Here is an 18,274-nt window from a genome sequence, read left to right as displayed (position 1 = left end):
GCCTGCGCGCGAGACTTGGCTGAGTGAACCACCTCACACCCCAGCATCGAGGAGACCCAATGCCGCTCAACATCGCCGACCTCACGATCAGCAGCCCCGACTTCGAAGCCGGAAGCCGCCTCGCGGACACGTTCAGCGCTGACGGAGGCAACACCGCCCCTCGGCTCGAGATCACGGGAGTCCCGGCCGACGCCGTCGAGCTCGCGCTCATCGTCCACGACCCGGATGCGCCCATGCCGCTCGGCTTCACGCACTGGATCGTGTACGGCCTCCCAGCTCAGGACGGCCCCGTCGACGCCACCGCCGACCACGCCAGGACCGCCGAGAACACGGCGGGCAAGAGCGAGTACATGGGGCCTCAGCCGCCGGAGGGCCACGGCGACCACCACTACTACTTCACCGTCTACGCGCTCGACCACCACGTCGAGGGAACGCCGTCCCGCGAAGAGTTCCTCGACGGGTACGCACGCGCGATCATCGAGCAGAACCGACTCGTTGGCGTGTACTCGAACTAGGCGCATCCCGGAGATCGCGCGGTCACAGGCAGCGCCCCGGCAGCTCCCCTTACATTGGGGGCCGTGACCCACCCCCGCGATTCCTCCCAGGGTGTCGAGGGCGAGCTCGCCCAGGACACCGCGTTCGACGACCGCGTCGTGCGAAAAGCCGACTCCAGAGCGGCGGTCGCCGTCCGCCAGGGCATCCAGCGCGTCGGCGACAGGGTCGGCCCGAACAGCGCGCTGATCCTGCTGCTCGTGATCGGCGCGGCGATCATCCTCGGCCTGAGCATCCTCGCCGCCGAGATCTACGAGGCCGTCACCGACCGGGACGGCGTCGCGGGCCTCGACCAGCCGCTGCTCGACTACGCCATCACCCTCAGGTCGCCGCAGTCCGACGCCATCATCACCGCGTACACCGACATCGCCGGGCAGATCGGCATGCCCGTCATCGCCGTCGGAACGCTGCTGATCCTGTCGATCCGCCGCCGATCGTGGACGCCGGTCATCCTCATCGTGGCGGCGGGCGGTGGCTCACTGCTCATGACGGTCGTCGGCAAGAACTTCATCGGGCGCGTGCGCCCCGAGCAGTCGGAGGCCGTGCCCCCGTACGAGACCTCCGCATCGTTCCCCAGCGGGCACACGCTCAACGCCGTCGCCGTCATCGGCGTCATCGCCTACCTGCTCATCCTGCGCCGCCAGACCCGGCGCGCCCGAGTCCTCATCGCCCTCGGCGCCGCACTCTTCGCGCTCACCGTCGGCCTCTCACGCGTGTATCTGGGACACCACTGGTTCACGGATGTGCTCGCCGGCTGGGTCCTCGGAGCCGCCTGGCTCGCGTTGGTCATCTGCGCGCACCGCCTGTACCTGCTCATCCGCGAGCAGCGGCATGCTCGCCAACTCGAGCAGACAGCCCAGGACAGGGCCGTCTGAGGCGCAGTCTGAGGCAATCCGTCTTGCCACGAGTCTCCCAGGAGGCACAGACGACTCGTGGATCCACGATCGCTACGGTCGCCGGCATGGTTAATCTCAAGAAGCGGGTGTCCACTGTCATCGCCGGTGCCGTCGTCGCGGGTGGCCTCATGTTCGGCGGGGCGACCGCCGCCCAGGCGGTGACCCCCAACTACAACGTCGGCCCGTTCGCGACGGTGAGCGAGTGCGAGGCGGCGAAGATCACCTACATCTCCTCCTGGACGAAGATCAGCCAGGACTGCACGTACTACCCGAAGCAGGGTGGCTTCGTCGACAACGGCTACTACTTCCACTACCGCGCGATCGCCTGATCGAGGTCGCCGGCAGCGCGCGGCTCAGCAAGCGATGCCCTCCGCCACACCGTACGTGGCGGAGGGCATCCTCGTTCCCTGGCCACCGCGGCGAACGAACGTGCTGCGAGCGTCACTGCGGCTCGGCGGCAACGCGCGCAGCAAGCGCGGCAGCTCAGGCGGCGGGGCAGCTCAGACGCGCTGCTCGTGCACGGCCTCAAGGGCGGCGCGATCCTCCGGCAGCATGCCGTCGATCGGCTCGCCGTTCCAGACGATGTCCGCGCCAAGAGCCGCGAGCAGCTCCTTGCGCTCCCCGTGCGAGAGCTGGGCCCCGTGCACGATCGTCGCCGGGCTCCACAGCATCGCGAGCTCGTCGTGCCAGCCAGCGCCGACGTCGCGCACGTGCAGCAGGTCGTGGAGTGACTTCGGGAGGTGCTTGATGGGCTCGGCGAACGCATCAGCGAGCACCGCGAGCTTCACCTGACGCTCGACGCCCGGCGCGACCACGAACGGCTCCGGGTTGGTGCCGACGAATGCTTGGGAGACCTCTTCGGCCTCGAGCAGGATGACGCCGCTCGTAGGCCGCGGGTTGCATTCGATCGCGAACAGTCCGCCGTCGTTGTCGACGAAGTCGAACGACAGCTGCCCCGTGTAACCCGGGTCGAGGGTGTCGACGAGCTTCTGCGTGTAGTCGAGCGTCTCCGTGCTGTCGATCGCGAGGAACGAGATGCCGGTGCTGTGCGCCCACTGCTCGGGCGCGCGGTAGGTGCAGTGCGCCGTCACGCGGCCATCGACGACGATGCTGTACGTGCAGATCATGGGGCCGTCCACGAACGGCTGCACGAGCCAGGGCTGGTCGGGCGTCGGCACCGCGTCGTCCACCGACATCTTGCCGGCGAGCGGTCCGGTGTTCGTGAGCAGCCCCACGCCGCCGCGCGAGAACGCGGCGCGCGCGAAGTACCTCGGGTACTGGTCGATCGCCGCCCGCAGCTCCTCGGGGCTGTTCGCCACGATCGTCTCCGGCACGGGCACGCCGGCCTCGATGGCGAGGCGCTTGAAGCTGGCCTTGTCGTGCAGGCGGGCGAGCTGCTCGAACCCGCCCGTGAAGATGCTCGTGCCGTCCGGCAGCTCGTGGCCGCGAGCCGCGAGGTAGAACGCCTCCTCGAACGTCGGGATGACGACGTCGATCCCGTGCTCTTCCACGATGTTCACAAGGTCTTCGATGAACTCGTCGGTGTTGAACCGCGGAGAGTTCGTCACGAAGTGCCCCGCGAGGTACTTGGAGTGATTGCCGATGGCACCCGCGTAGGTGTCGCTGGCGAACACCGTATGGCCCGTGCTGCCCAGCTTTCGGATGATGTCGAGCGCGAACGTGTTCCGGGAACTGGTGACGAGTACTCGCACGGGAAGATCCTCTCGAAGGGGAAGCGGGGTTCCCGCCAGCCTAGTGAAGTGCCCACCCCAGCCTTGCCCCGGGGATTCACGAGGAAACTCCCCATCGAACTCCCCACTTCAGCACCTCGGGCCGACGTGCCGGACCGCGCTCCCGTCGATGTCGGTGGCCGGTGCTGTACTTGGCGCATGGAAACTCAGGGGTGGGTTGCGGTGAGCTTCGTGCTCGGCGCAGCCGTCGCAGTCATCGTCGCGCTCGTGCTGCGCGGCCGCGCCGACCGACGCTGGCGGACGACGCTCGAGGAACGCGAGCATGAGGACGAGCTCGAACGGAGGGCGCTCAGCGACGCGGCCGAGCGCGCCGACCGTGACTTCAGAGCGCAGAAGGACCGACTCCAGCGGGAGGCCGACGCTCGAGTCGCACAGCTGCAGGCGGAGCACGACCTGGCGTTCCAGGAGAGGCAGACGCTCGTCGACCACATCATGGACTCCGCACGTCGCGCCCTCGAGACCGAGCTCGTGTCCCGCGAGGCGATCCTGCGGGCGAGCGCCACCCTCGGCGTGAACGGCGTGCTCGCGACGCGCACGTTCATCCTCGGCCAGCAGGGCTTGAGCACGGCTCGCCGCGTCGTGCAGCTCGATCACGTGCTGCTCACCGATGCGGGCGCCCTGCTCGTCCACAACAAGACCTGGGACGGCGTGATCTTCGATGGCGTCCGGCCGAGCGAGGCCCAACCCGCGTTCGCGAACCTCGTCGACGACGCGAATCTGCGTCCCCCGTTCGCCGTGCAGATCTCACCCGGACGCGACGCTCGGTCGCCGAGTGACGACACCCCCTCGACCGCTGGTCTGCGGGTCGTGACGCACGTCGGAGACCACTCCCCTCGCCGGGCTGCGCTCGAACACGCCGAGCAGCTCGCGCACTTCGCCGAGGCCGCCCTGGGCGAGGGGATCACCGTCGACACGTGCGTGTTCTACTCGAACCTCGCCGCGACCGTCCACACAGACGCGGCAGGTGTGACCCCGTCGGCGGATCGCACCGCCGTCGTCGCCGACGAATCCCAGTTCCTCGACCTCCTCGCGCGCCGCGAGCGCGCCAGGCGCCGCCCGCTCACTCCAGCCCAGATCGAGCGACTCACGATGCTGCTCCATGGGCAGGGAGCGAAGATCGACGCCTTTGGCGACTACGAGCGGCTGGCTCCGAGTGAGCAGCCGCACGAAGGGCACTGATCAGACGCGAAAAGCCCCGCTCGGCGGGGCTCTTCGTGTTGATCTCGCTGTTTCTACTGGCTGGGGTACCTGGACTCGAACCAAGAACAAAGGTACCAGAAACCTCCGTGTTGCCAATTACACCATACCCCAATGGCACCGAAGCGCCTCAGAGAGCATAGCGCACTCCCGGACGCTGAACAAATCAGCCCCTCAGCCCGTCGACCCCCGCAGCCTCGGCGACTCCCCCGACGGGGTCCGCGACCAGCTTGCGGCCGGTGAAGCGACGAACCAGTATCTCGAGCACGAAGCTGGCCACGAACACCACCAGCAGCGTTATCCACGTGCTCGCCGGACCGGTCGAGACCGTGTACCCGAGCAATAGGGCGAACAGCGCAGCGTTGAGGGCGATGGCCGCGATGAGCGGCCACATCTTCGCCCCAGTCTGCTTCCGCAGCTTGATGTGGCCGACGCTCACGGCGCCGTAGATGACCAGGAACGCGAGGCTCGCCATCTGCCCCACCGCGGAGAGCGGGAAGAACATGACGAACGCCACCGTAAGCGCGGCAGACGCGAACAGGCCACCCGTTCCGCCCAGCCACACCTTCTTCTTGAACTGCTGCGGCAGCTGCCCCGTCCGGGCCATCATGAACGCGAGGTTTGCGTCGCCGAAGAGGGTCGCGTTGACACCCGACGCCGTCGCCAGCAGCGCCGCCGCACCGATCACGACGAAGCCGACCTGGCCGAAGATCGCAAGACCCGCCTCGGCGACGACATGCCCCTGATGCTGCTCGACCTCGGGCACGGACAGGATCATGACCACCAGCGACGAGACGACCACGTACACGGCGACGACGATGATGAGCGACAGGTACATGGCTCGCGGCAGCTCTCGTGCGGGGTTCTTCATATCCGCCGCCGAGTTGGTGACCACCCCGAACCCCTCGTACGTGACGTACAGGAGTCCCGCGGCGAACAGGATCCCGAGCGCACCGGTCTGTCCCGCCTCCTCGAAGATGAACTTCGGGTCGGCCTTGAAGAGCCCGGCCACGATGAACGCGAGCAGGATGAGCAGCTCGATCGCGATCACGAACTGCTCAGAGCGGCCCACGAGCTTCGAGCCGACGAGGTTGACGACGACGACCAGCAGCACGAGACCCACCCCGAACGCCTTCGCCGCCCAGGCCGGCGCATCGAACGGGAGCATGCTCACCGCATAACCGCCGAAGCCGACCGCATACAGCGACATTGCGATGATCCACCCGATGAACTGGAACATGTTCAAGCCGCCCGCGACGACAGTGTCGCCGAAGCAGCGGATGAGGAACTGACCGGCGCCACCACGACTCGGGAACTTCGCACCGAGCTTCGCGTACGAGTAGACGCTGAAGGCGGAGACCGCGCCACCCACGATGAACGCGACCGGGATCCACACGCCCGCCGTCGTCGCCGCCAGACCGAGCAGCGTGTAGAGGCCAGCGCCCATCATGCCGCCGACACCGATCGCGGTGCCGCCGAGCAGCGAGATGGCGCCCTTCGGCTTCGAAGCCGCGCCTGCGGCTGGTGTGTCTCCGGTCATGGCTGGCCCTTCACGAGGAGCGAGGCGTCGCCTCACCGGCGCCCGCGGGAGCGGCGACGGTGCCGACAGTGTCAAGCTAGCGCAACCCGCACCCTCCGAACAGCCCACGGGCGCGCCCCGGACCAGCCTGCATCACGCCGCCCCCGCGCGGGCCACCAGCAGACGCGGCAAACCACGCGGGGCTCACGTGGGTCAGAGGCCGAGGAGGTCCCGGTCCACAGCCATGCCGGTCTGCGCACCGTTCCCCGCCGCGACGATGAGCATCTGCGGCCCGGGCCCCGTCAGCTCCCCCGTCGCGTAGATGCCGGGCACGCTCGTGCGACCCAGCTCATCCGCCGCCACGAGGCCGAACGCGTCGAAGTCGACACCGAGGTCGCTCGCGAAGTCGAGCTTCGCCACGTAGTTGGGGCGCACGAAGACGGCCTCGGTCGTCACGACGTCGCCATCCTCAAGCGCAACCCCCGTCACTCCCCCCGGCCCGCCTTCGACATCGACGACGGCCCGGTTCTCGACGACGACTCCGCGCTCGATGAGGTCGAGCTCCTGCAGCTCAGCAAGCTGCCCTTCCCCCGCGAACACGGTCAGCGCGCCGGTGAAGCGCGTCAGCTGCACCGCCCGCTCGTAGAGATCTGTCACCCCCGGCGCCGCGATCACGGAGACCCGGCGGTCGCGCTGCGTCCACCCGTCGCACTCGACGCAGCTGTGGATGCTCGTGCCGTAGAACGCGCGCAGCATCGGCAACGCAGGCAGCACCTCCGTGAGGCCCGTCGCCAGGATCACCGAACGCGCGAATACCGCCCGCGCTGGCGTGCCGCGCACCCCCTTCGCCTCGACCGCGAACCGGTACGGCACGCGCACACCATCCCGGCGACGAGATGCGATCTCGCGCGGGTCCGCGCTGACACTCGAACCGTCAGCGGCGGGGACGCCACCCGCCACGAACGCGAACGACCCCTCGAACGCGGCCCCCTGCGAGGCCTCCGCGCCCGCCGACTCCTCGTCGTTCAGCGCGCGCACCCGAGAGACCTGGGCGAACTGGATCTCCGCGTCCTCGTACGCCTCGACGTCCTCACGCCCGAGCCTCCGCAGTTCGTTGGGGGCCGTGTGGTCGCGGGTGAGGAAGCCGTGCGCCTCGAGCGTCGCCGAATGCCGGGGCCGATTGCCGTCGAGCACCAACGTCGAGTACCGGTGCCGCGCGAGGATCAGCGCCGCCTGCAACCCCGCAGGCCCACCCCCGATGACAACAACGTCGTAGTGCGTGCCCAAGGCCTCGGTCATGCAGTCCTCCCGGAGTCTCCCGCCCGCAGGCTCAGGCAGGCGGGCATCCTCTGAGGGTATCCTCACCCGTCCCGACGTGCGAGGGCTGGCGCGATCCGCAGGCCTCCGGGCGCCATCGCATCAGCCCACTCACGCCGACTGGGCGACTTCAGCAACCCCTCGCCCTCGGACACAAGTCTCGGGATGGGTAAATCGCTTCGGGATGGGAAAGAAACCATCCCGAAGTGATTAACCCATCCCGAAACGAGGTGCGTGCGTGCTCGACGAGCGGTCGACCGTTCCGCGAAACCTGCGGGCGCCATCGCATCAGCCCACTCACGCCGACCGTGCGACTTCGCCAGCCCCTCGCGCTCGGACACAAGTCTCGGGATGGGTAAATCGCTTCGGGATGGGAAAGAAACCATCCCGAAGTGATTGACCCATCCCGAAACGAGGGGGTGAGTGCTCGGCACGCGCGAGCGGACACGCGCGAGCGGGTGAGCGCGCGAGCAGCGCGGGCTACGCGGCGAGGCGCGAGGCGAGCGAGCGGATGCGCGCGAGCGACTGCTCGCGGCCGAGCAGCTCGAGCGACTCGAAGAGCGGCGGGGAGATCTTGCGGCCGGAGACGGCGACGCGGATCGGGCCGAACGCGACGCGCGGCTTGAGGCCGAGGCCGTCGATGAGCGCGCCGCGGAGCGCCGCTTCGATCTGCTCCGTGGTCCACGCATCCGGCGCGTCGAGCGCGTCGAGGGCGGTGATGGATGCGTCGAGCACGCCCGAGACGTCGCCCTTCAGCGAGCCGACCGCCGTGTCCTCGACTTCGAGGTCTGCGGCGTCGACGAAGAGGAAGCCCAGCATCTCCGGGGCCTCGCCGAGGAGCTGCATGCGCTCCTGCACGAGTGGGGCCGCGCGGCCGAGCAGCTCGAGCTGCGCATCCGTCGTCTCGAGCGGGAGCACCCCGGCGAGCTGCAGCGGGGCGACGAGGCGTGACGCGAAGTCGTCGGCGCCGAGCAGGCGCATGTGCTCGCCGTTGATGGCCTCGGCCTTCGTGAGGTCGAATCGCGCCGGGTTCGGGTTGACGTCTTCCACGTCGAACGCGACGATCATCTCGTCCATCGTGAACACGTCACGGTCGGCGGCGATCGACCAGCCGAGCAACGACAGGTAGTTGAGGAGCCCCTCCGGCAGGAAGCCGCGGTCGCGGTGGTGGAAGAGGTTCGACTCGGGGTCGCGCTTGGAGAGCTTCTTGTTTCCCTCGCCCATGACGTAGGGCAGGTGGCCGAAGCGCGGGATGAACTCGGCGACTCCCACGTCGATGAGCGCGTGGTACAGCGCGATCTGGCGCGGCGTCGACGAGAGCAGGTCCTCGCCGCGGAGCACGTGGGTGATGCCCATGAGCGCGTCGTCGACGGGGTTCACGAGCGTGTACAGCGGCTTGCCGTTCGGCCGCACGAGCACGAAGTCGGGGAACGACCCCGCCTTGAACGTGATCTCGCCGCGCACGAGGTCGTCGAAGGAGAGGTCGGTGTCCGGCACCCGCAGGCGCAGCGCCGGCTCGCGCCCCTCGGCCTTGAGGCGGGCGATCTCGTCGGCGGACAGGTCGCGCTCGTAGTTGTCGTAGCCCATCTTCGGGTCGCGACCGGCGGCGATGTTGCGCGCCTCGATCTCCTCGCCCGTCGCGAACGACTCGTACAGGTGGCCGGCGTCGCGGAGCTTCTGGATGACGTCGAGGTAGATGTCGGTGCGCTGCGACTGGCGGTACGGCTCGTGCGGCCCGCCTGCGTTGACGCCCTCGTCCCAGCCGAGGCCGAGCCAGCCGAGCCCGTCGATGATCTGCTGGTAGCTCTCCTCGGAGTCGCGCTCCGCATCCGTGTCCTCGATGCGGAACACGAACGTGCCCCCGGTGTGCTTCGCGTAGGCCCAGTTGAAGAGGGCCGTGCGGATGAGCCCGACGTGCGGGGTGCCCGTGGGAGACGGGCAGAAGCGGACGCGGACATCGCTGCCCGTTGCGGTGGTTACGAGCGAAGAAGAGGATGCAGTCATGAGGCCCCCAGCTTACCGGGGCGAGCCCACGCGCCGGGAGCTCCGTCGGCAGCTCAGCCGGCAGTTCAGCCGAGCACCTTCCGCCAGGCGCCCTCGCTGATGAACGGACGGAAGCCGAGGGCCTCGTTGACGTTCAGCATCGGCCGGTTCTCTTCGGCGTTGTACGTGTAGACCCGCTCGACGTCGGGGTGCAGGCTCCTCCACGCGAGCAGGTTCTCCGCCTTCACGAGCAGGCCGAGCCGGTGGCCGCGGTGCTCGCTCAGCACGAGCGTGTCCTCCTGGTCGGCCCGCTTCGTGCCGTCGGCCATCCGCTGCAGCTCGGTGAAGGCCACGAGCTCGCCGCTCGGGAGGTGCTCGATCGCGCCGACCAGCACCTGGTCGCCTCGGGCGATGGCCGTCGACTCGAGCTCCTCGCGAACGCGCTTCGCGTCCCACTCCTGCTCATCTTCGGCGAGGTCGCCCTGCGGGGCGTCCGTGCTCATGCGGGCCTTCAGCTGCGCGTAGCCGTCGACGTGGTCCTCGGGCGTCGGGTACGACCATGAGACGTAGCGGTAGTCGTCGCCGGCGATCTCGGCCGCGCCGTCGCGCAGCCCGCGGAGGCCGGCGTCGCGCTCCTCCCCGAGCTCGAGCACGCTCATCCGCTCGACCTGTCCCAGCTCGAAGCCGCGCCCGACCAGCATCTGGGCGGCCGGGTCGAGGGCGGGGATGTCGCCCACCCCGGTCGGTGACGGGATGCGCGGCCCGTCGACCTCCCGGTGCACGACCCAGGTGCGGATCTCGGTGCGGCCCGCTTCGCGCACCAGGCGCTCACCCAGTTCGTAGGCGGCGGCCCCGAACCCGCGGCCCCTCGCCTCCGGGTGGATCTCGAGCATCATCTTCGCCATGTGGACGTCCTCCGTGAGCGGGAGGTCGAAGAGGACCCGGCCGACGAGGCGCCCGTGCTCGCGGATGAGACGACCGTCGCGGCGCTCGTACTCGCTCGCCTCGTAGCCCGGGAGCAGCACCTCAGCAGGCAGGACGAAGTCGTCGTTGCGGTACGTCTCCCGGGCGACGGCGTTGCGGAGCGCCGTCATCTCGTGGAACGACTCGGCCGACGCATCGCCGAGCGATGAGGGGATGGCCAGGGGTTCAGCGGTGAATCCGCCTGGCTGACTGGCGGCGGGGGCAGTGGTGTCGAGCGACATCGGATGCTTCCTGTTGGTGCGGTGAAGCTGCGGCATCGCAGCCGGCCAGGATATCGACGGCGACGCGCTCACCTCAAGCGGGCGGCGTGGCGACCGTCCGTCGCGCATCGCGCTTCATGGACACAACGACCAGAACCGTTCCAGAACTGGACGCCGGGGTAAGGCAAGGCTTATCTTGGCTCGGTGACTGCTTCCGCTGCTCTCCAGACCCGCCCCGCCTACCGGCCATACTGCGCCGAGGTTCGCTCGGTGCAGCATCTGTCGCCGGCATTCACGCGGGTGACCTTCACGTGCGAGGAGTTCGAGCACTTCGGCACCACCGGGCTCGACCAACGGATCAAGCTCATCCTCCCCATGGCCGACGGCACGACCAGCGACTTCGGGCAGCGCGACCCTGAGGTCCTCGACGCCGGCCTCTGGTACGAGCGCTGGCGCGAGACGCCGACGGCGCAGCGCAGTCCCCTGCGCACCTACACGGTTCGCCGCGTCGACCCGGACGCGCGCGAGATCGACGTCGACTTCGTCGTGCACCACGGTGCTGGCCCCGCGGGAGCCTGGGCCGAGACCGCGAAGCCCGGCGACGACCTCGTCATCGTGGGCCCCGACCAGCGCAGCGAGCACTCGCACCTCGGCGCCGACTGGCACCCAGGTACCGCCAAGCGCCTGCTCCTCGCGGGCGACGAGACCGCGGTCCCCGCCATCGGCTCCATCCTCGAGTCGCTCGACGAGCGGTGCGACGTAGACGCGCTCCTCGAGGTGCCGACGAGCGCAGACATCATCCGCATCGACGCGCCCGCGAACTTCCGCATCACCTGGCTGCCACGCGACGGCGCCAAGCACGGGGCGCGCCTCACGGAGGCCCTGACCAGCTGGTGCGAGGCCTCCCCCGACGCGCTCGCGCAGGCCGCATCCCCACGCCCGCAGCAGATCGCCGACATCGACGTCGACGTCGACCTCCTCTGGGACAGCCCAGAGGACGGCGAAGGCGAGTTCTACGCGTGGATGGCCGGGGAAGCGGCGACCATCAAGACGCTCCGCCGCCACCTCGTGACCGTGAACGGCATCGACCGCAAGCGCGTCGCCTTCATGGGGTACTGGCGCCTCGGCCAGTCCGAGCACCAGGAATGATCGCGGGCGCACGCGCGCGCCGCATCCGCCTGGTCGCCGTCGGCGCCGTCGCGCTGCTGATTGCCGCCGTGATCCTGAGCCTCCTCGTCGGAGCCCGCCCCATCGCCCCCTCCGTGGTCCTGGATGCGCTGCTCTCCCCCGATCCAGAGCTCGCGGACCACACCGTCGTGCGAGACCAGCGCATCCCCCGCACGCTGATCGGCCTCTTCGCGGGCGCGGCGCTCGCCGTCGCGGGCACCCTCATGCAGGGCATCACACGCAACCCGCTCGCCGACCCGGGACTCCTCGGCATCAACGCGGGGGCCTCCGTCGCCGTGCTCGTGGCCATCACGTTCTTCAGCATCTCCGCGCCGACCGGATTCGTGTGGTTCGCGTTCGCGGGAGCCGCCGTCGCCGCCGTGGTCGTGGCCTTCGTCGGCACTCGGGGGCCCGACGGCGACAACCCGGCGAAGCTCGCGCTGACCGGGGCCGCGGTCACCGCCGGCCTCACCGCCGTGACCACCCTCATCCTGACGACCTCCATCGTGGCGCTCGACGTCTTCCGCTACTGGCAGGTCGGAGGGCTCACCTCGCGTGGCCTCGACACCGTCGCCGTCGTCGCCATCCCGCTCCTCATCGGCGGCATCATCGCCGTCGCGAGCGCGCGCGGCCTCGACCTCATCGCACTCGGCGCCGACACCGCGGCAGGCCTCGGGCAGAACGTGGCCCGCACCCGCGCGCTCGGCATCCTCGCCACCGTGCTGCTCTGCGGGGGCGCCACCTCGATCGCCGGCCCCATCGTCTTCATCGGGCTCCTCGTCCCCCACGCGCTGCGCGCCATCGTCGGCGACGACTACCGGCGCCTCCTCCTCATCGGCGCGCCCCTCGGCGGCGCCGTCCTGCTCATCGCCGACATCATCGGACGAGTCATCGCCCTCCCCGGCGAAGTGCAGGCCGGCGTGGTCGTCGCCTTCGTCGGCGCCCCGGCCCTCATCACGCTCGTGCTGCGTCGGAAGCAGGTGGCGCTGTGACGGGATGGGATACGCGCACGCTCGCCCCCGCCGCCGAGCACGCAGGGGCCGACTCGCCACTCGAAGCGGTGCGAGCCCGCGTCCGCCGCCGGCGTTCCGCCGTCTTCGTCGGCCTCAGCGTGGCCCTGGCCGCGGTTGTCCTCGTCGGCGTGACGACGGGCGACTACCCGCTGACGCTCGAGCAGCTTGGCCGCACCCTCCTCGGCGGCGGCGACCGTCTCGAGACGTACGTGCTGTTCCAGGTTCGACTCCCCCGGGTCCTCATGGGCGTCCTCGTCGGAGCGTGCCTCGGCGTGGCCGGTGCCCTCTTGCAGGGCGTGCTGCGGAATCCCCTCGCGAGCCCCGACCTCCTCGGCATCAGCGGAGGCAGCAGCGTCGCCGCTGTGTTCCTGCTCCTCGTCTTCGGCGTCACGGGGCCCTTCCTCGCACTCGCAGCGTTCGCCGGAGGCCTCGCGGTCGCCGGCGTCCTCCTCCTCGCGGCTGGCCGGCGCGGCGAGGCCGGCTTCCGCCTCATCCTCGCCGGCATCGGCATCTCGTTCCTCTGCGTCGCCATCATGAACTACCTCATGGTCCGCAGCCAGGTCGAGCTCGCCCAGGCCGCGCTGCTCTGGGTCACGGGCTCCCTCGCCTCCACCGCCTGGTGGCACCTCCTCGTGGTCGGCGTCGTCGCCCTTGCGGCGCTCCCCTTCGTGACGCTCTCGGCCCGCTGGCTGCCCATCACGCAGCTCGGCGCATCCACGTCCGCCGGACTCGGCGTCAGCACCAGTCGGGTTCGGATGACCGCGGTCCTCACCGCGGTCCTGCTCACCGCCGTCACCTGCGCCTTCGCGGGCCCCATCTCCTTCATCGCCCTGTGCGCGCCCGCCATCGCCAGGTCGCTGCTCGGCCACGGCGCCATCGGCGTCGGCGCGAGCGCGCTCACCGGAGCGGCCCTCCTCACCGGCGCCGACCTCGTCGCGCAGTTCGCGATCCCCGAGACCTCACTGCCAGTCGGAGTCGTCACCGGAGCCGTCGGCGCCGTGTTCCTGCTCTGGCTCCTCGCCTCCACGAAAGGACGCCAGCTGTGAACGGCGACGACTTCGCGCTTGCCCTCGCCGTCGACCCGTCGGCGACCACCGGCGCGGGCCCGCGCCTCTCCGCCCGCGGACTCTCGGCCGGTTACCCAAGCCGCACGGTCATCGAGGGACTCGACCTCGACATCACCCCCGGCCGCATCACGATGATCATCGGCGCCAACGCCTGCGGCAAATCCACCCTCCTCGGCGTGCTCGCCCGCCTCACCGCGCCGCTCGCGGGCAGCGTTCGCCTCGACGACGTCGACGTGGCGGGCATCCCGAGGCGCCGGTTCGCGCAGACCGTCGGGATGCTCCCCCAGCATCCGACCGCCCCCGACGGCCTCACGGTCGCAGAGCTCGTCTCCCGCGGACGCCACCCCCACCGCGGGCTCTTCGACCGCTGGGGCCAGGCCGACACGAAGCACGTCGACGAGGCAATGCGCCGCACCGGCGTCGCCGAACTCGCCGACCGCCCCGTCGGCGACCTCTCCGGCGGGCAGCGCCAGCGAGTGTGGATCGCGATGTCGCTCGCCCAGAACCCCAAGGTGCTCCTCCTCGACGAACCCACGACGTTCCTCGACCTCAGCCATCAGCTCGAGGTCCTCGACCTGCTCGTGAGCCTCAACCGGCGCGAGGGAACCACCATCGTGGTCGTGCTCCACGAGCTGAACCTCGCCGCCCGCTACGCCGACGAGCTCATCGTCATGCGCGATGGACGGATCGTCGCAAGCGGAGCTCCCACCGACGTCCTGACGAAGGAGGTCGTCGCCGACGCGTTCGCGCTCGACGCGCTCGTCATGCCAGACCCCCTCACCAAGACGCCCCTCATCGTGCCCGTGCCAGGCGGCGCCCACACCGGCAGTGAGCCCGCATAGTCCCGCCGCACCCCGACTTCCTCACGTCACGCCCCGTTCGAAAGGAACCACCAATGCACCGAATCCTCCGACCGATCGCCGCCGCCGCGGTCGCGGTCACGGCGCTCGCGCTCAGCGCCTGCGCCCCCGCGGCCACCGACGCAGGCGATGCGGCCGCCGCCCCAGGCGACGCATCCAGCTTCCCCGTCACCTTCGAGCACATGTACGGCAGCACCACGATCGAAGAGGCCCCGACCCGGGTCGCGACGTGGGGCTGGGGCGTCACCGACGCGGTCCTCGCCCTCGGCATCGTCCCCGTCGCCATGGCCTCGATGGACTACGGCGGAGGCGACGACCGCATCGCGCCGTGGGTGTCCGACAAGATCGAGGAGCTCGGTGGCGAGACGCCCGTCATCCTCGACAACGCCACCTACGAGCTCTCCGTCGAAGCGCTCCTCGCCACCGACCCCGACGTGTTCATCGCGTCCTACTCGGGGCTCACCCAAGAGGAGTACGACGCCGTCACCGCAGCCGGTGTGCCGGTCGTCGCGCCGGAGGAAGCCATCTGGTCGACGCCGTGGCGCGACGTCATCACCGACACCGGCAAGGCACTCGGACTCGAGTCGGACGCCACCGCGGTCCTCGCCGACCTCGACCAGCAGGTCGCCGACCAGGCCGCAGAGCACCCCGAGTTCGAAGGCACCACCATCGCCTACGCCTCGGAGGACGTCGACACCTTCTACCTCCTGCTCGAGAATGACCCGCGCGTCGAGCTGCTCACCGACCTCGGGTTCACGAGCGCACCATCCGTCGCAGAGCTCGCCACCGGAGAGTCGACCTTCTCCACCACGGTCTCCAGCGAGAACCTCGACCGGATCGACGCGGACGTCGTCTTCACGCAGACCGAGACCGAGGAGCAGCTGCAGACGTTCCTGACCTCGGACCGCACGAAGCTCATCCCCGCCGTCTCGAAGGGTGCCGTCGCGGCACTCGTCGGCGAAGAGAACGGGGCGGCCATCTCGCCGACCGCGCTCTCCATCCCGTTCTTCCTCCCGACACTGGTCGAGCAGCTCGCCGCCGCCACGGAGGTCGCGAACAGCTAGCCGCGGAGCCCACTCCCGCACGACGAAGATCGCCGCCAGTCAATGTGCCCTTTCGGGGCGCCCAGAAGGGCACATTGACTGGCGGCGATGGGCCGACGCAAGGTCGGCGGGGCTCCAGTAACGGGCGGAGAGCGCGGCTCAGCGCGGCGAACTCTGCGGAGAGTGCGGCCCTAGCGGGCGGTGACGGGGTTCGAGAGCGAGCCGATGCCCTCGATCGTGCAGGTGACGGTGTCGCCCTTCGCGAGGGGACCGACGCCCGCGGGCGTTCCGGTGAGGATGATGTCGCCGGGCAGCAGCGTGAACACGCTCGACGCGTACTCGACGAGCTTCGCCACCGAGGTGATCATCTGCGAGAGGTCGCCTTCCTGGCGCAGCTCCCCGTTGACCTCGGCCGTGATGCGCCCCTTCGACGGGTCGAAGTCGGTCTCGATGATCGGGCCGAGCGGGCAGAACGAGTCGAAGCCCTTGGCGCGGGCCCACTGGCCGTCGCTCTTCTGCAGGTCGCGGGCCGTCACGTCGTTGGCGATCGTGTAGCCGAAGATGACCTGGCCCGCATCGGCGGCCGGCACGTTGCGGGCGACTTGACCGATGACGACGGCCAGCTCGGCCTCGTGGTCGACGCGCTCCGACTGGGGCGGCAGCACGATGGGGTGGCGCGGGCCGATCACCGAGGTGTTCGGCTTGAGGAACATCATGGGGACCTCGGCGGCCTCGTTGCCGAGCTCGTTGGCGTGCTCCGCGTAGTTGCGGCCGAAGCCAATGACCTTCGAGCGCGGCAGCACGGGCGACTGCAGCTGCACCTGGTCGATCGGGATGCGTTCGTCGAGCGTCTCGTAGCCGAGGTAGAGGGGGTCACCCGCCAGCTTGACGTAGACCTTCTCCTCCTCGTCGAGGATGCCGAAAGTGAGCTGACCCTGGTATTCGAAGCGCGCGATCTTCACCGGGCCAGCCTACAGCGGACCGGGCCGCCCGCGGTCGGGCGATGCCCAGCCACGTCACGCCAGGCCGGCACGAACTACTGCAGCGCGGGGGCCGGCTCCGCGTCGCCGTCGGCGCCCGTCTTGATCGTCTCGCCGCGGAAGAAGCCGGGGCTGCGGAAGTACTGCACGACCATGAGCACGACCCCGAGCAGGAGCACCCCGACACCGAGCACGAAGACGAGGCCTATGCCGTCCTGGGCGATGCCGTCCGCGTCGTAGCTGGTCGCGAAGATCGCCGAGCCGGACCCGAACGACGGCGAGAGCGACGCCCTGGCGGTCTCGAAGAAGAAGTAGAGCAGCGCGAGGCCGCCGAGCAGCGGGAACACGAAGCGGAAGAACACGTTGCGCGTGGATGCGAGCAGCGAGCGACGGAAGTACCAGACGCAGGCGAGCCCGGTCACGCCGTAGTAGAAGCAGACCATGAGGCCGAGGGCCGCGATCGTGTCCCACAGCGCGTTCTCGGAGAGCAGGCGCAGCACGATGTAGAAGGCGATCGCCGCGACGGCCGAGGCGATCGTCGCGACCGACGGCGACTTGAAGCGCGGGCTGACGCTCGCGTACGACTTCGGCAGCGCCCCGTAGTGCCCCATCGCGAGCAGCGTGCGCGACGGCGACACCATGGTCGACTGCAGCGAGGCGGCCGAGCTGAACATGACGGCGACCGTCATGAGCAGCGCGAACGGCCCCATGATCGGCTCGGCGAGGGAAGCGAGGATGCTCTCCTGGTTGTCCGGGTTGCCGGCACCGAGCCCCTCCTCGCCGATCCCCGCGTACGCGAGCACGGCGAGCGTCATCAGCACGTAGATGGCGACCATGACGAAGATCGTGAGCATGGATGCGCGTCCTGGCGTCTTCTCCGGGTCCTTCGCCTCCTCGTTCATCGTGATGACCGTGTCCCACCCCCAGAAGAGGAAGATCGACAGCGAGACGCCCGCCGAGATCGCGGCGAGCGAGCCGACCTCGAACGGGTTGAACCAGGACAGCTCGACGGGCGTCGCGTCGAACGCGGTGCCGTTCCCGACGTGCACGAACGCCGCGATGATGAACCAGACGATCGCGATGAGCTGCACCACGACGAGCACGTACTGCACCTTCTTCGTCGACTCGACGCCCCGATACGAGATCCACGCCGCCAGCGCGGTGAAGATCACGGTCATCGGGATGTTGACCCACAGCACGCGTGTGAGGTCGGCGAGCGCCGGGTTCTGGAAGATCTGCGCCAGCATGATGAAGAAGAAGTCGACGGCGACGGCCGCCAGGTTGGAGAGCACCAGCACGGTGGCGGCGATGAGCCCCCATCCGCCCATCCACCCGATCCACGGGCCGAACGCGCGGGTCGCCCAGGTGAACGACGTGCCGGAGTCGGGCATCGCCGTGTTGAGCTCCCGGTAGCCGAAGACCACGAGCAGCATGGGAATGAAGCCGACCATCATGATCGCCGGCGTGTACACGCCGACCTCCGCGATGGTGGGGCCCAGGCCGGAGGTGACGGCGTAGGCGGGGGCGATGCAGGAGACGCCGATGACCGCGGCTCCGAGCACGCCGACCTTGCCGGCGGAGAGGCCCTTCGCGCTCAGTCCCCCGCCGTGCAGCTCCTCATTGAGCTTCGCGGCGGCTGCGGTTTCCGATGTTGTCATTTGGTGATGATGACCCATCGACGGTGACCCGTCAATGGGCCGAAATGGCCCCGAAATATACTTGAATCGACAGAACGGCCAGTGGCC

The 18,274-nt window shown here is 69.5% G+C and carries 16 protein-coding genes and 1 tRNA gene; 9 read left to right on the top strand and 8 right to left on the bottom strand.

Features of this window, described 5'->3' with window-relative positions; all coding sequences use genetic code 11:
• Positions 1-59: 59 nt before the first annotated feature.
• From C5B97_RS05485 to C5B97_RS05475, 3 genes are all read left to right on the top strand, one after another.
• Entirely contained in the window at positions 60-515 is a 456-nt protein-coding gene (locus C5B97_RS05485) for a YbhB/YbcL family Raf kinase inhibitor-like protein (RefSeq protein WP_104311127.1), read from the top strand.
• Between the two features lie 63 nt (positions 516-578).
• On the top strand, positions 579-1,427 hold the full coding sequence (locus tag C5B97_RS05480) for a phosphatase PAP2 family protein (protein WP_104311126.1): 849 nt from the start codon (positions 579-581) through the stop codon (positions 1,425-1,427).
• A gap of 86 nt (positions 1,428-1,513) precedes the next feature.
• Positions 1,514-1,777: a hypothetical protein gene (locus tag C5B97_RS05475; protein ID WP_146080736.1), complete on the top strand. Its 264-nt coding sequence runs from the start codon at positions 1,514-1,516 to the stop codon at positions 1,775-1,777.
• A gap of 171 nt (positions 1,778-1,948) precedes the next feature.
• On the opposite strand, the gene C5B97_RS05470 is transcribed toward C5B97_RS05475, so the two are convergent.
• Positions 1,949-3,160, bottom strand: coding sequence for a carbamoyl-phosphate synthase large subunit (locus C5B97_RS05470; RefSeq protein WP_104311124.1), 1,212 nt, complete (start codon positions 3,158-3,160; stop codon positions 1,949-1,951).
• 177 nt (positions 3,161-3,337) lie between these two features.
• Here C5B97_RS05470 and C5B97_RS05465 point away from each other — a divergent pair, with 177 nt between their 5' ends.
• Positions 3,338-4,378 carry a hypothetical protein gene (locus C5B97_RS05465; RefSeq protein WP_146080735.1) on the top strand — a complete coding sequence of 347 codons (1,041 nt, stop codon included), beginning with the start codon at positions 3,338-3,340 and terminating at the stop codon, positions 4,376-4,378.
• A 57-nt stretch (positions 4,379-4,435) separates the two neighbouring features.
• Here C5B97_RS05465 and C5B97_RS05460 read toward each other — a convergent pair.
• The 5 genes from C5B97_RS05460 to C5B97_RS05440 all read right to left on the bottom strand — a co-directional run bounded on the left by C5B97_RS05460 (position 4,436) and on the right by C5B97_RS05440 (position 10,420).
• Positions 4,436-4,510 (bottom strand) — tRNA-Gln (locus tag C5B97_RS05460).
• Between the two features lie 52 nt (positions 4,511-4,562).
• Positions 4,563-5,936, bottom strand: a complete 1,374-nt coding sequence (locus C5B97_RS05455; protein WP_104311122.1) for an APC family permease — start codon at positions 5,934-5,936, stop codon at positions 4,563-4,565.
• Between the two features lie 192 nt (positions 5,937-6,128).
• Complete coding sequence (locus tag C5B97_RS05450) at positions 6,129-7,214, bottom strand: NAD(P)/FAD-dependent oxidoreductase (protein WP_104311121.1); 1,086 nt, start codon at positions 7,212-7,214, stop codon at positions 6,129-6,131.
• Positions 7,215-7,712: 498 nt separating this feature from the next.
• Positions 7,713-9,236, bottom strand: coding sequence for a glutamate--tRNA ligase (gene gltX, locus C5B97_RS05445; protein WP_104311120.1), 1,524 nt, complete (start codon positions 9,234-9,236; stop codon positions 7,713-7,715).
• A gap of 65 nt (positions 9,237-9,301) precedes the next feature.
• Positions 9,302-10,420, bottom strand: coding sequence for a GNAT family N-acetyltransferase (locus C5B97_RS05440; protein WP_104311119.1), 1,119 nt, complete (start codon positions 10,418-10,420; stop codon positions 9,302-9,304).
• Between the two features lie 183 nt (positions 10,421-10,603).
• Between C5B97_RS05440 and C5B97_RS05435 the strand changes: the two genes are divergently transcribed.
• The 5 genes from C5B97_RS05435 (at position 10,604) to C5B97_RS05415 (ending at position 15,570) form a co-directional block, all read left to right on the top strand.
• Positions 10,604-11,548, top strand: a complete 945-nt coding sequence (locus C5B97_RS05435; protein WP_104311118.1) for a siderophore-interacting protein — start codon at positions 10,604-10,606, stop codon at positions 11,546-11,548.
• The gene (locus C5B97_RS05430) at positions 11,545-12,558 is read left to right on the top strand and encodes an iron ABC transporter permease (RefSeq protein ID WP_104311117.1); all 1,014 of its coding nucleotides are present in this window, start codon (positions 11,545-11,547) and stop codon (positions 12,556-12,558) included. The genes C5B97_RS05435 and C5B97_RS05430 overlap by 4 nt, the downstream gene beginning before the upstream one ends.
• A complete protein-coding gene (locus C5B97_RS05425) occupies positions 12,555-13,625 on the top strand; it encodes an iron chelate uptake ABC transporter family permease subunit (RefSeq protein WP_258067988.1) in 1,071 nt (356 codons plus the stop codon). The genes C5B97_RS05430 and C5B97_RS05425 overlap by 4 nt, the downstream gene beginning before the upstream one ends.
• Before the next feature lie 110 nt (positions 13,626-13,735).
• On the top strand, positions 13,736-14,488 hold the full coding sequence (locus C5B97_RS05420) for an ABC transporter ATP-binding protein (RefSeq protein WP_258068036.1): 753 nt from the start codon (positions 13,736-13,738) through the stop codon (positions 14,486-14,488).
• A 53-nt stretch (positions 14,489-14,541) separates the two neighbouring features.
• Positions 14,542-15,570: an ABC transporter substrate-binding protein gene (locus C5B97_RS05415; RefSeq protein ID WP_104311115.1), complete on the top strand. Its 1,029-nt coding sequence runs from the start codon at positions 14,542-14,544 to the stop codon at positions 15,568-15,570.
• 170 nt (positions 15,571-15,740) lie between these two features.
• On the opposite strand, the gene C5B97_RS05410 is transcribed toward C5B97_RS05415, so the two are convergent.
• Both C5B97_RS05410 and C5B97_RS05405 read right to left on the bottom strand, forming a co-directional pair.
• Positions 15,741-16,511 carry a fumarylacetoacetate hydrolase family protein gene (locus C5B97_RS05410; protein ID WP_104252379.1) on the bottom strand — a complete coding sequence of 257 codons (771 nt, stop codon included), beginning with the start codon at positions 16,509-16,511 and terminating at the stop codon, positions 15,741-15,743.
• Positions 16,512-16,585: 74 nt separating this feature from the next.
• Positions 16,586-18,187, bottom strand: a complete 1,602-nt coding sequence (locus C5B97_RS05405; RefSeq protein ID WP_181026913.1) for an APC family permease — start codon at positions 18,185-18,187, stop codon at positions 16,586-16,588.
• Between the last annotated feature and the right edge of the window lie 87 nt (positions 18,188-18,274).

This window comes from Pseudoclavibacter sp. RFBB5 (genome assembly GCF_002931555.1).
Lineage (GTDB): Bacteria > Actinomycetota > Actinomycetes > Actinomycetales > Microbacteriaceae > Pseudoclavibacter.
This window is presented reverse-complemented; position numbering and strand designations above follow the sequence as displayed.

Coding starts and splice junctions, on each gene's coding strand:
- C5B97_RS05430 (WP_104311117.1), top strand. CDS start 11,545: ATGATCGCGGGCGCACGCGCGCGCCGCATCCGCCTGGTCGCCGTCGGC.
- C5B97_RS05450 (WP_104311121.1), bottom strand. CDS start 7,214: ATGACCGAGGCCTTGGGCACGCACTACGACGTTGTTGTCATCGGGGGT.
- gltX (WP_104311120.1), bottom strand. CDS start 9,236: ATGACTGCATCCTCTTCTTCGCTCGTAACCACCGCAACGGGCAGCGAT.
- C5B97_RS05455 (WP_104311122.1), bottom strand. CDS start 5,936: ATGACCGGAGACACACCAGCCGCAGGCGCGGCTTCGAAGCCGAAGGGC.
- C5B97_RS05475 (WP_146080736.1), top strand. CDS start 1,514: ATGGTTAATCTCAAGAAGCGGGTGTCCACTGTCATCGCCGGTGCCGTC.
- C5B97_RS05465 (WP_146080735.1), top strand. CDS start 3,338: ATGGAAACTCAGGGGTGGGTTGCGGTGAGCTTCGTGCTCGGCGCAGCC.
- C5B97_RS05415 (WP_104311115.1), top strand. CDS start 14,542: ATGCACCGAATCCTCCGACCGATCGCCGCCGCCGCGGTCGCGGTCACG.
- C5B97_RS05405 (WP_181026913.1), bottom strand. CDS start 18,187: ATGACAACATCGGAAACCGCAGCCGCCGCGAAGCTCAATGAGGAGCTG.
- C5B97_RS05485 (WP_104311127.1), top strand. CDS start 60: ATGCCGCTCAACATCGCCGACCTCACGATCAGCAGCCCCGACTTCGAA.
- C5B97_RS05440 (WP_104311119.1), bottom strand. CDS start 10,420: ATGTCGCTCGACACCACTGCCCCCGCCGCCAGTCAGCCAGGCGGATTC.